This is a genomic window from Pedobacter fastidiosus (assembly GCF_014306625.1).
Classification (GTDB): Bacteria; Bacteroidota; Bacteroidia; order Sphingobacteriales; family Sphingobacteriaceae; genus Pedobacter; species Pedobacter fastidiosus.
The window spans coordinates 1-13,393 of record NZ_JACRYL010000002.1 but is presented as its reverse complement, the minus strand read 5'-3'; the positions used below and the strand labels follow the sequence as shown (position 1 = coordinate 13,393).

General features: G+C 36.9%; 10 protein-coding genes and 1 tRNA gene. 5 read left to right on the top strand and 6 right to left on the bottom strand.

Annotation, left to right across the window (positions count from 1 at the left end; translation table 11 throughout):
- Nucleotides 1-4 precede the first annotated feature (4 nt).
- Genes H7U22_RS02185 through H7U22_RS02175 form a run of 3 tightly spaced genes read right to left on the bottom strand, consistent with a single transcriptional unit; the run spans nt 5 to nt 5,916 of the window.
- Nucleotides 5-1,600 (bottom strand): glycoside hydrolase family 28 protein, encoded by a 1,596-nt coding sequence (locus H7U22_RS02185; RefSeq protein ID WP_187069712.1) that lies wholly within the window; start codon nt 1,598-1,600, stop codon nt 5-7.
- A 24-nt stretch (nt 1,601-1,624) separates the two neighbouring features.
- Nucleotides 1,625-3,178 carry an MGH1-like glycoside hydrolase domain-containing protein gene (locus H7U22_RS02180; protein ID WP_187069711.1) on the bottom strand — a complete coding sequence of 518 codons (1,554 nt, stop codon included), beginning with the start codon at nt 3,176-3,178 and terminating at the stop codon, nt 1,625-1,627.
- The gene (locus H7U22_RS02175; RefSeq protein ID WP_187069710.1) at nt 3,178-5,916 is read right to left on the bottom strand and encodes an alpha-d-galacturonidase; all 2,739 of its coding nucleotides are present in this window, start codon (nt 5,914-5,916) and stop codon (nt 3,178-3,180) included. Before H7U22_RS02175 ends, H7U22_RS02180 begins: the two co-directional genes overlap by 1 nt.
- A gap of 428 nt (nt 5,917-6,344) precedes the next feature.
- On the opposite strand from H7U22_RS02175, the gene H7U22_RS02170 reads away from it, so the two are divergent.
- From H7U22_RS02170 to H7U22_RS02155, 4 genes are read left to right on the top strand one after another with little or no spacing between them, the layout of a single operon-like run.
- Nucleotides 6,345-7,109 (top strand): SDR family NAD(P)-dependent oxidoreductase, encoded by a 765-nt coding sequence (locus H7U22_RS02170; protein ID WP_187069709.1) that lies wholly within the window; start codon nt 6,345-6,347, stop codon nt 7,107-7,109.
- Between the two features lie 34 nt (nt 7,110-7,143).
- A complete protein-coding gene (locus H7U22_RS02165) occupies nt 7,144-7,998 on the top strand; it encodes a fumarylacetoacetate hydrolase family protein (protein ID WP_187069708.1) in 855 nt (284 codons plus the stop codon).
- The gene (locus H7U22_RS02160; protein WP_187069707.1) at nt 7,998-8,330 is read left to right on the top strand and encodes an L-rhamnose mutarotase; all 333 of its coding nucleotides are present in this window, start codon (nt 7,998-8,000) and stop codon (nt 8,328-8,330) included. Before H7U22_RS02165 ends, H7U22_RS02160 begins: the two co-directional genes overlap by 1 nt.
- A 5-nt stretch (nt 8,331-8,335) precedes the next feature.
- Nucleotides 8,336-9,157 carry an amidohydrolase family protein gene (locus H7U22_RS02155; RefSeq protein WP_187069706.1) on the top strand — a complete coding sequence of 274 codons (822 nt, stop codon included), beginning with the start codon at nt 8,336-8,338 and terminating at the stop codon, nt 9,155-9,157.
- A gap of 50 nt (nt 9,158-9,207) precedes the next feature.
- On the opposite strand, the gene H7U22_RS02150 is transcribed toward H7U22_RS02155, so the two are convergent.
- The 3 genes from H7U22_RS02150 to H7U22_RS02140 form a co-directional block, all read right to left on the bottom strand.
- Nucleotides 9,208-9,702, bottom strand: coding sequence for a D-glycero-alpha-D-manno-heptose-1,7-bisphosphate 7-phosphatase (locus H7U22_RS02150; RefSeq protein ID WP_187069705.1), 495 nt, complete (start codon nt 9,700-9,702; stop codon nt 9,208-9,210).
- A 277-nt stretch (nt 9,703-9,979) separates the two neighbouring features.
- The gene (locus tag H7U22_RS02145) at nt 9,980-11,266 is read right to left on the bottom strand and encodes a sugar MFS transporter (RefSeq protein ID WP_187069704.1); all 1,287 of its coding nucleotides are present in this window, start codon (nt 11,264-11,266) and stop codon (nt 9,980-9,982) included.
- Nucleotides 11,267-11,384: 118 nt separating this feature from the next.
- Entirely contained in the window at nt 11,385-12,503 is a 1,119-nt protein-coding gene (locus H7U22_RS02140; RefSeq protein WP_187069703.1) for a formylglycine-generating enzyme family protein, read from the bottom strand.
- 191 nt (nt 12,504-12,694) lie between these two features.
- On the opposite strand from H7U22_RS02140, the gene H7U22_RS02135 reads away from it, so the two are divergent.
- Nucleotides 12,695-12,767 (top strand) — tRNA-Lys (locus tag H7U22_RS02135).
- Nucleotides 12,768-13,393: the final 626 nt, after the last annotated feature.

Below are 13,393 nucleotides of genomic sequence, written 5' to 3'. Positions count from 1 at the left end.
TTAATTATTGACCTTTATCTCCAGAAATTACATCGATATTCTCAAAAACATCTTTTTCCTTGCGGATTCCTAGTCGGGCATTTCTGAAATTGTTATTGCCGATGGCGATATTTTTTGTACCAGCACCGCTCAATCTCATATAAATAGAGGTTCCTGTTACTGGAAAGGCATTGTATAAAAATAAATCGCTCACGTTTTTTAAATCTACAATGGGCACATTTGCGTGTGGCTTGTAGCTTTTAAATCCATTAATGGTTAAATTATTAACTCTAGTTGCAATAATGGATGGACCTGTTTCGGTGTTAACCTGAACATTATGGAACTCAACTTTATTCGAAAAAGAAATATTAAAACCGGTTTTGGCTTCCATATTAACATCCGTAAAGGTGATGTTCTCAATTGGCATTTCTTCCAGGCCATTTAAATATCCAGCTTGGTTAACCTGACCAGTAATGTTGCTAAAGTGGATATTTCTGAACTTTGGAGTGCGTTCAGAAACCTTTTCAACATTGGTTTTAGCATATTGCATATCCAGAACAATGGCCTGCAAGCCAATATTTTTCATGATGATGTTATCAACTCGAATCTCTTCTACCACCCCACCTCTACCGCGGGCAGTTTTAATTCGAATTCCTCTATCCGTTCCATCAAAAACGCAGTTAGAAATTACAATCTTCCTTACATCGCCACTCATTTCACTGCCGATAACCACGCCACCATGCCCGGAAAGCATGGTACAGTTTGTAATCGTATAATTTTCTGCCGGAACAGCCATCTTTCTTCCGGGTTCGTCCTTGCCTGATTTTATAGTAATGCAATCATCACCAACGCTGATGTGGCAATCGGAAATGTGAACGTTTTTGCAAGATTCTGGATTAATTCCATCCGTATTTGGTGATGGTGGATTATTTATGGTGACGGCATGGACGGTTACATTTTCACAAAATTCGGGATTTACCGTCCAAAATGGAGAGTTGCGAATAGTAATTCCCTGGATCAGCACATTTTTGCAAAACATAGGCTGAATAAACGGAGGACGAAGAAATCCGCGTTGCATCTGCTTTGCATCATCGGGCAAAAGAATGTCTTTATTTTGTTTATCAAATGTTAATTGCCACTTACTTCGTGGTTGATCCTCTTTATAACCCTCAACGAAGTTCCACCATTTTTCTCCATGACCATCAATAATTCCACGACCAATAATCGAGATATTTTCGGCCTTGTAAGCATAAAAAAGTGGCGAAAAACTCATCACATCAACGCCTTCGTATCGGCTTTGAACCATCGGCAAATAATCATCAAAATTATCGCTGAAATGAAGTTCTGCTCCTGCATCAATTAAAATGGTAATGTTGCTTCTTAAATGAATTGGGCCTGTTAAGTATTTGCCAGCAGGAAAATAAACCGTTCCACCACCCTCTTTTACCGCGGCGTCTATCGCTTTTTTTATGGCTTGCGTAGCTAATTTACTACTGTCATTTTTGGCACCAAATTTAACCACATTGAAATAAGATTGCGCATCAACCTTCGAGCTGAAGAATGTTGATATACAAATGATTAATAAAATTTTAATGCTATTTGGCAACTTGGGAGATTTCATCGAAGGTTTTAAAATTGATAATTACTAATTCATGGGAATACGAACAGGCTTAAGTTCTTTCGCTTGATAAATCTGCTTGCCATCAACATAAATTAGGAAACCCTTTCCCTTATTATACTTTTTGCCCGTTTTATCCCAAACCAAAGTTATTGTTTTATCATGATAAGATAAATTATCTAATGCAAACCAATCCCATTTTCCTTTGGGAATTAATGGATAAATTTCTAAAACGTTATCAATTCGGGGTTTAACGCCAATTAAATCGTTAATAATTAAATCGTTGAAAGTAGAGTGGTTATAAAAACTACTTCTTGGATTATCGCCTTTTAACCATTCGCCTGTTTTTTCATCCTGATATTCACCAAGATACGGTTTTCCATTCTTAATATGCGATAATGCATATTGGTGCAGTTCGCGATAAAAGATTTCTGAAGTCATTTTACCGTGATTTTTATAATTAACCAGCAAATTTGATAATCCCTTTAATGTTTGAGAACTCGCAAACGGCCATAATGCACCATCCCATTCACAACTGTGTCCTGTTCCCCTGGTTCTAAAAGTTGGATTTCTTCTTTCTGCAGTGGTTAATCCCCAAGGTGCTTTAAAGCCAGCAGTATCCAATAGTTGATCCCAAGCTTTGGCGTAATTTGCACGATCATCTGGAAGATTAAAATCCCAGGGCGTAAAACCAATTGCCTCCCTAACATTTGCAGAGCCACCTTTAGCAAGCTTAGTTTCGAAGAATGATGAAGTTGAATTCCATAAACTATCTTGAACCAATTTTTTAAGGATGGTTGATTTAGCCTGATATTTGGCTTTTAAGTTTTCATCTTTTAATAACGTAGCAATATTGGTTAAAGCCTTCGCATTTCCATACATATAGCTGTTGATGGTTGGGCGCATATTCTGATCTTTTCTTGAACCACTTATCGATTCTTCCATTCCATCTTTTACGTCGTTCTGCCAGAATAGTCCTGTTTTTAACTGCCTTTCGGTTTCCCATTTGGTATAATCTGCATCTAACGCAGGAAGGATACTTTTTAGAAATTCTTGATCAGGTTTTACCAGATAATTCTGATAAACAGCATCATCTACCCAGCTGCTAAATTGATGAAAACGTTGCTTGGTTTGACCAACATCAGCATGATACAGCCAAAACTTAATATAATCTTTTAAGTAGCTGGTATTCTTGAGCCACCTACCTTCATAAATATGATGACCCAATGCACAACTTATGGAGTTGTATTTTCCGGCATGTTTTACAGGCTCAATAAATTCCGTAAAAATGAAACCTTCCGGCGTTTTAACCAAGTGCTTTCTAAACGACCACCAACGATAATAGTAGTTTTGCTCTAAAACGGTATCCGGGCATTCGAACATTGGAACATTGTCTGATAACCAATCGAAAGCTTGTGCATTAGGCACGAAATTCTTTACGGCTTCCGTATCAATAGAGTTGAAATAGGTTACATATTTTTGTAGTTTTTCTGTACCTAAAATCGATTTCTGCTGTGCAAAACCACTTATTCCCAAAAACAGGAATAAAGCAATTGCTGTAAATTTTTTCTTATTTATCATTATTCAAATAACCAATCTATATCTTTTCCACGACCATCTAAACCTGCATTAAAAATCCGCAGTTCTTGTTTATCATCAATAAAACCCAACAATAAGCAAGCGCCTTTTCCCAAATTTAAAGTATGTGTTCCTGCAGGGAAAGAGTAAGCATGAACATTTACAGGTGCAAAACCGTTAACCACAACTGCGTTAGAAATCTTTATTTCTGATTGACCGTAATTATTAGCGCTTGCATCGATCTCTAATTGAGGTGGCAAGAGTGTTTTGCCATCTTTTTGATTAAAATAACCAACCAAAAGTTTAACAGGTATTTTTGTACTAAACTTAATTTCTGTACCCAATTTAATCTGGCTCTCTTTAGATAATTTCAAGCCTTTCAAGCCCACCAATTGCTCCGTTATTTCCTTAATCTGAGCGGATGTATCTGAAAATACCTGAACATTTTTATCTAAAACATAACTTTCAACGTCTGGAGATAAAACCTTGACTTCTGCGTTTTTATAAGGAATAATTTTGGCGGTTAAATCTCCCTTTACATTTTTAAGCGAATCTATACTTTGTTTAAAGTGACTTAATTCTTTTGTAAAAACAGGCAACATTTCTTTCCAGTGAATGAATGTTTTATCTACGCCACGCATCGGGATTTTCCTTTGTTTGGTTTGCATACTATTTGCGTACAAATAATCGTTCTCCGTTAGTTTTACCAAATCGGTATAGTACTTCACACTGCTTTCTAAAAAGGGTAAAGCTTGCTCTAAATCGGCCACATTGTTTGAATATTTATATCGCAAAACCCATAAAGCAGATTTTACCTTTTCCGCATAGAAATTTGCCATTGCATTGTAGCAATACATATCATTTTTAAGTTTTCTAAACTCTGCGGTATCTTTAGTAACTGAGGCTTGATTGATGGATTTTAAGGCCTTTTTTCCATGCTCCACAACTTCTTTAGCAATCTGCATAGGTGTTTCACCAATATGTTCTTGTTTCTTCCATTCCTTCTCTGCATAATCTATAATCATTTCACCCTCAGGCGCTTCAGATTCGTACATTAAAGTAAAAACACCGTAGCGATAAGGGTTAATCAATTGCGTCATCAACATTCCAAGCGTAAGCGTTTGCCTATTGCCATCGGTAATTCCGTATCGTCGTAAAAGCTTAGGCGAAATCTCACCGGATTCTTCATAAGCGTTTAAAATTGCCTTGCCACCGTTTAAATCTGTTCCGTATTTTTTGGCCAGTTCTGTGCCCCAATAATCAATTTCAGCTGAGCGATCTCGGTTAGAATTCCAGGCGTAACGAGCCCACTCCTTATACCAAATCCAATCGCGATCTATTTGCAATTCGCGGGTTTTAGTTTTATCGGCAGTATATGGCCAATCCCAATAACTGGCTTGAGGATATAAATGAAGCCCTTTTGCTCCATAAATTTTATTAATCGCTTGCACAGATTTTTGAATAAAATCTGCAGAACCATAACGGAAAGGCTCCAAATTGGCCAAAATATGAACGTTTGAAATGTTCATCGTTCCGATTGAAGCTAATTTACGATTCAATTCTGCCCAAGCACCACGAGGTTCATAAGTGGTCAAGGCTTCGCCATTAAATTTATTTTCTGTGTATAGGTTTTTATAAAAAGGTAGAGCGGCTTTCATTACAGCCGGTGCATCGGTATCATGCGCCCTCAAAACAATTGGTGGTTCCTCTTTAATTCCAGCTGCCTTTAAACCATCCTTAACGCCAGGAATAATTGTTTTTGTAAACCAATCAATGTCATCTTGCCCCACGCCTTCCATGGCTTCGCCCAACGCAACCATTAAACCTACATTTGGATATTTCTCTACAAAAGCTGCAATAGATTTTCTGGTGTAATCAGCAATTATGGGAACAATCGGACGGTTACGATCCTGAGTTTTCATTCCGAATTTATCAGCAAAAGGCTTTGGAATAATGATATTATAAAACATCTGAATCACCCAGATTCCTCTTTTATCTGCCTCAGCAGTAAGAAAACGAAAGATTTCTTCGTTCTTTTTAAAGGTTGCATCATCTACTTCAACTGCATAAGGGTAATCTTTCAGTTTTACTAGAGAAGAAAAAGGATGGCCATTCCAAAGGTAAAGCGAGTTATAACGGTTCTCCACCATCATATCCAAATACTTAATCCACAACTGCTTATCATATAACCACGGGAAGGTTTCTGGTGTGTAAGGATATTCATAAACATCGTGACCAGGTAAATAATCTGTTTTTTGAAGACCGATACAAGTTCCCCTCATCACCATTTCCGGATGATCTGTTAAGGAAATATGAGTAGGAACTTTTCCTTCAGCAGTAATCCGATCGGCCAACTCTATGCAACCATAAAGTACACCAGAAGCATCAGCACCAACAACATATAAGGTTCCATCTCTTCCATAAGAAATTACAAAACCCTCTTTTCCCGCAGAAATTGCTCTATTTTTTATAGAATCTGGTAAAACAGTTTTGAAAAACTGATCGGAAAATAACCCCACCACTATTTTCTTTCCTTTTGGAATCCGATCTACTTGGATAACCTTAACATCGAAACCGATATTATTAAGTGCTGTTCGTATTTTCTCAGTACCGAATTTAACCCGAACATTGGGCGCCAAAGAAATATAAATGCTTTGCTCCTTTTTAACTGACTTAGCCGAAGCATCAGAAAATGAGGGATGTATGAATAAACAGAAAACAAAAATTATAAAACTTCTCATTCAATGTGGTTAAGAAAATCAAGTCTTAAAAAAAGACCCAATTGCAATATTTAGTTAGAATTGAACTCCAAATATAGCAAATGCAAATTGGTCATTTCTGTAACATTTCCCCAAATTAATGTACAATGTTATCTTTAGGTGATTAGTGCAATTATTTCGTTACAATGGCTTTCTGTGAGGTAGAACAAATAATCTGCTATGCCAATATCACATAATATTTAGCTAAGAACATATAATTTTAATTGGGTAAAATCTTTTTTATTTGTAAAGGAATAATCCATAAATCAAATGTAAACCTGCGACTTGTGTATTAAGATGTTATTGAATAGTTATCTCTACATTGTTACCATTTGTTTAGAAATTCCATCGGTATAGAACTAATAAAATCGATATATTTCACAATCAATATAAATCATTAACCAAATATCATGTTTTCATTAAAGAATAAAAAAGCGGTAGTTACAGGAGGAGGAAGTGGCATTGGAAAAGCTATAGCAACAATTTTGGCTAAACAAGGGGCCGAAGTTCATATTATTGAACTGGGAATTGAGCAGGCATCAACAGCATTAGAAGAAATAAATGGCAATGGAAATGTAGCTTTTAGCTACGCTTGTGATGTTTCCAATCACGATGATGTTTTAAAAGTTTTTGATCAAATTGGAAATATAGATATCTTGGTAAACAATGCTGGTATTGCACACATTGGCAAGGCTGATACTACTGAAGAGTCTGACTTTGATCGAGTTATGCGAGTAAATGTGAAAGGCGTTTACAATTGTCTTTATGCTGCTATTCCAAAAATTCGTCAGTCTGGTGGTGGTGTAATTATCAACATGGCTTCCATTGCGGCGTTAATTGGTTTGCCAGATCGATTTGCATACAGCACAGCTAAAGGAGCCGTAAAAGCAATGACCATGAGTGTTGCCAAAGATTACATCGGCGAGAATATCAGGTGCAATTCAATTTCTCCAGCCCGTGTGCATACGCCATTCGTTGATGGATTTCTGCAGAAAAACTATCCAGATAACATTCCGGAAATGTTTGAGAAGCTTTCTAAAACACAACCTATTGGGCGAATGGCACAGCCAGAAGAAATTGGCGCTCTAGCCTTATATTTGTGTAGCGATGAAGCCTCTTTTATTACAGGATGCGATTACCCGATTGATGGTGGATTTACCACTTTAAACAACTAATAAAGAATTAATTAAGAGATAAAAACACATTAAAATGAAGTTAATACGATTTGGTGAAGCAGGATCTGAAAAGCCTGGAGTAATAATCGAAGATCAATATTATGATGTATCTTCTTTAGTGAGCGATTACGACGAGGCTTTTTTTGCTGGCGATGCCCTAAAAAAACTCTCAGAAGAAATTAAAACCGCAAACTTACCAAAAGTGGATCAGGGTGTTCGTTTAGGTCCAGCACTCGCCCGTCCATCAAAAATAATTTGCGTTGGATTAAATTATAAAGATCATGCGGCAGAAACCAATGCGGCCATCCCGACAGAACCCATATTGTTTTTTAAAGCAACATCTGCAATTGTTGGCCCTAATGATGATTTAATTATTCCTAAAAACAGCAAAAAAACTGATTGGGAAGTTGAATTGGCGATTGTGATTGGCAAAAAAGCTAACTACGTGAGTGAAGAAAATGCATTGGAACACATTGCAGGCTATGTTTTGCATAACGATTACAGCGAACGGGAATTCCAGCTGGAAAGAAATGGACAATGGGTAAAGGGCAAAAGTTGCGATACATTCGCTCCTATCGGTCCATTTATTGCAACGCCAGATGAGATTAGCGATGTACACAATCTTCGCCTTTGGCTTACGGTAAACGGCAAAACACTTCAGGATGGAAATACTTCGAATCTGATTTTTAATGTGCCATTTATGGTTTCTTACATCAGTCAGTTTATGACGCTTTTGCCGGGAGACGTAATTACAACAGGTACGCCTGCTGGAGTTGGTTTAGGACAAAAACCAGAACCTTGGTATTTAAAAAGTGGCGATGTTGTAGAGCTTGGGATTGATGGCTTAGGAAGTAGCAAACAAACCGTTAAAGCATATAGCGAAGCCTAATGAAAAGATATTGCCTAACCCTAGATTTGGTTAACGATGATCAACTGATTGAAAGCTACAGGCAATATCATCAAGCAGTTTGGCCAGAAATTAAAGAAAGCATTAAATCTGCCGGAGTGGAAGAACTGGAAATTTACTTACTTGGTAATCGGCTCTTTATGATTATGGATGTAAATGAAAACTTCTCCTTTGAGGCCAAATCAAAGGCCGATTTAGCAAATGCAAAAGTACAGGAATGGGAAGAATTGATGTGGAAATTTCAACAGGCATTGCCAAATAGTAAGCCAGGTGAAAAATGGAAAATCATGGAACAAATTTTCGAACTCAAATAAATATTATGATTGATACGCACGTACATTTTTGGAATTACGACCCAATTAGAGATAATTGGATTACAGAAGAAATGCAAGCCATCCGAAAGAATTTTAACCCTAAGAATTTAATGCGGGTATTTAATGATCTTCAGATTTCGGGATGCATTGCGGTACAGGCGAATCAAAGTGAAGAAGAAAATAACTTTCTTTTATCACTAACCGAACAAAGCGATTTAATAAAAGGTATTGTAGGTTGGGTAGATTTACGAAATCCCAATTTGGAAGAGCGCTTAAATTATTGGAGCTACTTTAAAGAAATTAAAGGTTGGCGACATGTTTTACAGGCTGAAAGTAAAGATTTCATCCTCGATAAAAAGTTTATTGGCGGATTAAAAAAACTTATAAATCACAATTATACTTACGATTTACTGGTTTATCACGATCAGTTGCCACATCTAATTAAAATGGTTGATCAAGTTCCTGATCAACCATTTATTTTAGACCACTGTGGTAAACCGAATATTAAAAGTGGCGAAATAAAGAATTGGACAGCCAACATTAAAATTCTAGCCGAAAATCCGAATGTACATTGCAAATTATCAGGTTTGTTGGCCGAGGCCGATTGGAAGAATTGGACAGAAGCAGAACTGTTTAATATCTTCGATATAATTTTCGAAAGCTTCGGCGTTAACCGAATACTTTACGGAAGCGATTGGCCAGTTGTTTTAATAAGTAGACCCTATTCTGTTTGGTTCAATTTGGTAAGCAAATATGCTGAAAGATTTACTACAACAGAAAGAAACCTATTATTTGGAGGCAACGCAAAAGCTTGTTATAATTTGTAAGCGTTAAGACTGAAAATTTAAAGGTTTATGTTGATTAAACTAACCCTATTTTACTTAGCAAGTGCTTCTTTAATTTTATCGTAATCAATCTGCTCATCAGGTTCTATCAAAATTCCTCTTACTCCTGCTCCATTGGCGGCTTCTACATCGCGTGGTTTATCGCCAATCATAATAGATTGTGCAGGATCGATATTAAACTTTTCAATTGCATCTAAAAGCATTCCTGAAGCTGGTTTACGGCACTTGCACTCGCCACCAACGGTTGGGTGATGCGGACAGTAATAAAAGCCTGCAATATCTGCAACTTTGGCTACAAAAGAAGCTTTTAGCATTTGATGCATGGTTGCGAGTTCTTCTTCAGTGTATCTTTTTAAAGCGATTCCTCCTTGATTTGTAATTACAATTAATAAATAACCTTCATCATAAAGTTTCTTTAAAACAGGGATTTGATATTCTAAAATTTCAAAATCTTCTACTCGACAGATGTAATCGTAAATTTCGTGATTGAGGACGCCATCACGATCAAGGAAAATAGCTTTATTCATGTTTTATTAAAGAAAAATTGAGGTTGGATAAACTTTGTTCGTTTCCAGATATTCGTCAAATTAAGGAAAAATATATGTCAAAATGATTTGAATCGTGGTTTTTTCATCATTAGCAATTTTAGGGCGATAGATATTCATACTTAAATAGTTGTATTTCAGAATTTTATAAACCCGATAGCAGTGTAAAGACTGAATGCCGATTTTTCTTCGGTAAAAGGCTTGGAACGAATAGCGGGAGCAATTTAACCTATTGACTACTGAAACTGCTTTCCAAAATTTATTTCAAATTCAAGCCAACTTTATGCCCTTTTATAGCGAAAAACAAGATGTATAAATAACACGGCATTACGGTTATGAAATAAGAAAGCTGAAAATCTAAATGAAGATGATCTTTTACATAAGCGTACAATAAAGGCCAGATTGCGCCTCCTGCAATGCCCATAATCATAATTGCAGAGCCTGTTTTAGTAAACTTACCCAAATGGCTAATGCCCAATGGAAAAATTGCCGGCCACATTAATGAATTAGCCAAGCCCAGCAAGGCGATGAAAATAACCGAGGTATAGCCTGAAGTTAGGTAGGCTGCAATGGTAAATATGAGCCCTAAAATGGCACAAATTCTTAGAGCAAACTGCTGTGAAATGAATTTGGGAATGGTTATGATACCGATGATATAGCCGATTAACATGCTCGAAAGCGTGAGTGCCGTAAAATACTTGCTAATATCTGGACTAATGCCTAAGGCCTTGCCATAAACGCCAATAATATCTCCGGCCATTACTTCGGCCGCTACATATACAAAAATACAGAATGCGCCGAGAAACAAATGTGGAAACTGAAAGATGCTTTTGTGGGGAACAACTGCGCCAAGAGTTTCATCTACAACATCTTCTTCTACATTAACTTCAGGCAAATCGGTAAACTTAATAACCAGTGCAAATAGGCAGAAAACTATAGCTAGAACGATATATGGTGTATTTACACGACCCAAAACATCATTTAATAATTGCTCTTTTGCCAAACCTGTAGCCAATTCAATTTTCTTTTCTATAACTGAGGCATTTTTTAAGAACAGTGTTCCCATGATGAAAGGAACAATTATACCGGCAAATTTATTGCAGATTCCGGCTATACTAATTCTTTTTGCGGCACTTTCTATTGGGCCAATAATGGTTAAGTATGGATTGGAAGCCGTTTGAAGTAAGGCTAAGGCTGCACCTTGAACAAAAATTCCGGTTAAGAATAAACCAAAGGTTCTAGTTTGCGCCGCTGGAATAAATAATAATGAGCCTGCACCTAAAACCAATAAACCTAAAATAATTCCATTTTTAAAGCCTGTTTTCTTTAAAATCCACGATGCGGGAAGCGACAAAAAGAAATAGGCAATGTAAGATGCAAAGGTTACTAGAAAAGCCTGGATATCTGATAAGCCGAAGGATAATTTAAAGAATGGAATTAGTGTTCCGTTGGCCCAGGTTACAAAGCCAAAAATGAAAAACAATCCGCAAATAATAACAAGTGGTTTAGGCCCTTTGGTTTGACCCTGAGTTAAAGTGTTCGGCATGAAATGTTGGTTTAGGTGGTTCGATTTAAATTGATAGCACCAAACTAAACAAATATTTTATATTATTTTAACTCAAACGTTTGCGTAATTTTCAATTAACTTATTTGTACACACGGTTTTAGTTAGAACTTACACACCTAAAGCCAGTATGTTCTAAGCCGGTATCGGTAGAGGTTTTCATTCTGGAAGTTACGCGATAGCCTTTGCAGTATGATGCACTGCACATAAAAGAACCGCCTCTAACCACCTTTTTAGGAATGGAAGGCTCCATTGGATCATAACTATCGCCAGGACCTTGTGGATTATCGGTAACGCCTTTTAAGGATGCGTAATAATCTGGCCTATACCAATCGTTGCACCATTCCCAAACGTTTCCGGCCATATCATACAAGCCAAATCCGTTGGGTTTAAATTGCTTAACTGCCGCTAGGCCATTAAAACCATCCCAATCTGTATTTTTAAGGGGAAAACTCCCCTGCCAGGTATTCGATTTTGGCTTCCCTTTTTCTATATCTTCGTTGCCCCAAGGATATAAAGCATTGTTTAAACCACCTCTTGCCGCATACTCCCATTCTGCTTCGGTTGGTAATCTTTTTCCAGCCCACTTACAATATGCCATTGCATCATCCCAAGAAACATGCACTACCGGATAATTATCTTTCCCTGTAATGTTGCTTTTTGGCCCGTGGGGATGTTTCCAATCTGCTCCTTTAACCCAGCGCCACCATTGCGATGCATCATTTAAAGTAGTAATGCTTTTTGATTGAGAAAAAACCAAAGATGCCGCCACCAAAACACTGTCATCTGGCTTTGCTGTTCCTGCCGGAAGTTGTTTTTTCATTTCTTCCCAATCTGGCTTGCGTTCTGCAGTAGTGATATAACCAGTTTCTTTTACAAATTTTTTAAAACTTGCGTTGGTTACTTCCGTTACATCAATCCAAAAAGAAGATAGCTTTACTTTATGTTGTGGGTATTCATCCTCACGACCTTCTTTATCTGAAGCGCCCATTTGGAACTCGTTAGCTTTTAGATAAACCATTCCATCATGATTCGTTTTATGCGCTGTAATTTTCGATGTATCTAAACCTGAACCATAGCGATTGGGTAAATTCATTTCGCAAGAGGCTAAAGAATCTTTCTTTCGCTTTACCTCAGCTTCTTCTTTTTTTTGATTTGAGCTACAAGCAACAATAAATACAGCAAGAAAAAGGTAAAGAAAGTTTCGGCTCTTAATCATAAATAGGAATCATTGGGATAAAATTAGTGCGTTAAATTTATTAATTATCTTCTTAAAAACAGTCAATAATAATTAATTCGCCTATAAATCAATATAGTAGCATATTTTAGAAATTTTTATTTGCAAGAAATGCATTAGAACCCTATATTTGCACCACTTTAAAGGAAACGGATAACGTTTTAAATAAAGTCGATTCCGTAGCTCAGCTGGTAGAGCATTACACTTTTAATGTAGTGGTCCTGGGTTCGAATCCCAGCGGGATCACCTTATGGGACAAGTCAGAAAACATCTGATTTGTCCCATTTTTATTTTTAGCCAACTCACTGTTTACGAGGCTAATAAGAGCAAATCCAGGATTGGCTTTAGGTGTTCGATAAGTCACGTCATTGAATACCAATTTTTGCGGATAAATGGCATTTATAAACTTTCTTTGAAAAGAAACGGATTGTTTTGGGTATTTGGAAACGATTTTCACCGATACATCAACCATTTTTTTTACGAGTTCAGGTATGTTTGTACGATCGGTTGCTAATTCCATGAGGTCATTTTCAAGGTTTTTTATCTTTTCTTCATTCTCAAACTTCATTAACCTGTAATCCCCAGCTTCCAGTTCTTCATTTAAAAGCATTTCCCTTAACTTGGTTGTACGCTTATTAAGAACGGCTATTTGTGATAAAATCTGCTTTCTTAAGTCATTCTTACCAGACATTCTTTCTTTATAGTAATAGTTGATAAAGCTTACATAAACGTCCTCCATGCCCGCTATTGGCTTATATTTTTCAATATCCTTTAAAAACGCCTTATTTAACAGCGTAGTGGATAAACCGCTTCAAATTGACCCCTCTTCGCCAATCTAAAAAGTTCCCCTTAGCCGAGTTAATTTGATAAGG

What these genes read in the sequence shown, in the direction of transcription:
- H7U22_RS02185 (WP_187069712.1), bottom strand. Translation starts at nt 1,600, where the DNA reads ATGAAATCTCCCAAGTTGCCAAATAGCATTAAAATTTTATTAATCATT.
- H7U22_RS02145 (WP_187069704.1), bottom strand. Translation starts at nt 11,266, where the DNA reads ATGCCGAACACTTTAACTCAGGGTCAAACCAAAGGGCCTAAACCACTT.
- H7U22_RS02165 (WP_187069708.1), top strand. Translation starts at nt 7,144, where the DNA reads ATGAAGTTAATACGATTTGGTGAAGCAGGATCTGAAAAGCCTGGAGTA.
- H7U22_RS02140 (WP_187069703.1), bottom strand. Translation starts at nt 12,503, where the DNA reads ATGATTAAGAGCCGAAACTTTCTTTACCTTTTTCTTGCTGTATTTATT.
- H7U22_RS02155 (WP_187069706.1), top strand. Translation starts at nt 8,336, where the DNA reads ATGATTGATACGCACGTACATTTTTGGAATTACGACCCAATTAGAGAT.
- H7U22_RS02160 (WP_187069707.1), top strand. Translation starts at nt 7,998, where the DNA reads ATGAAAAGATATTGCCTAACCCTAGATTTGGTTAACGATGATCAACTG.
- H7U22_RS02170 (WP_187069709.1), top strand. Translation starts at nt 6,345, where the DNA reads ATGTTTTCATTAAAGAATAAAAAAGCGGTAGTTACAGGAGGAGGAAGT.
- H7U22_RS02175 (WP_187069710.1), bottom strand. Translation starts at nt 5,916, where the DNA reads ATGAGAAGTTTTATAATTTTTGTTTTCTGTTTATTCATACATCCCTCA.
- H7U22_RS02180 (WP_187069711.1), bottom strand. Translation starts at nt 3,178, where the DNA reads ATGATAAATAAGAAAAAATTTACAGCAATTGCTTTATTCCTGTTTTTG.
- H7U22_RS02150 (WP_187069705.1), bottom strand. Translation starts at nt 9,702, where the DNA reads ATGAATAAAGCTATTTTCCTTGATCGTGATGGCGTCCTCAATCACGAA.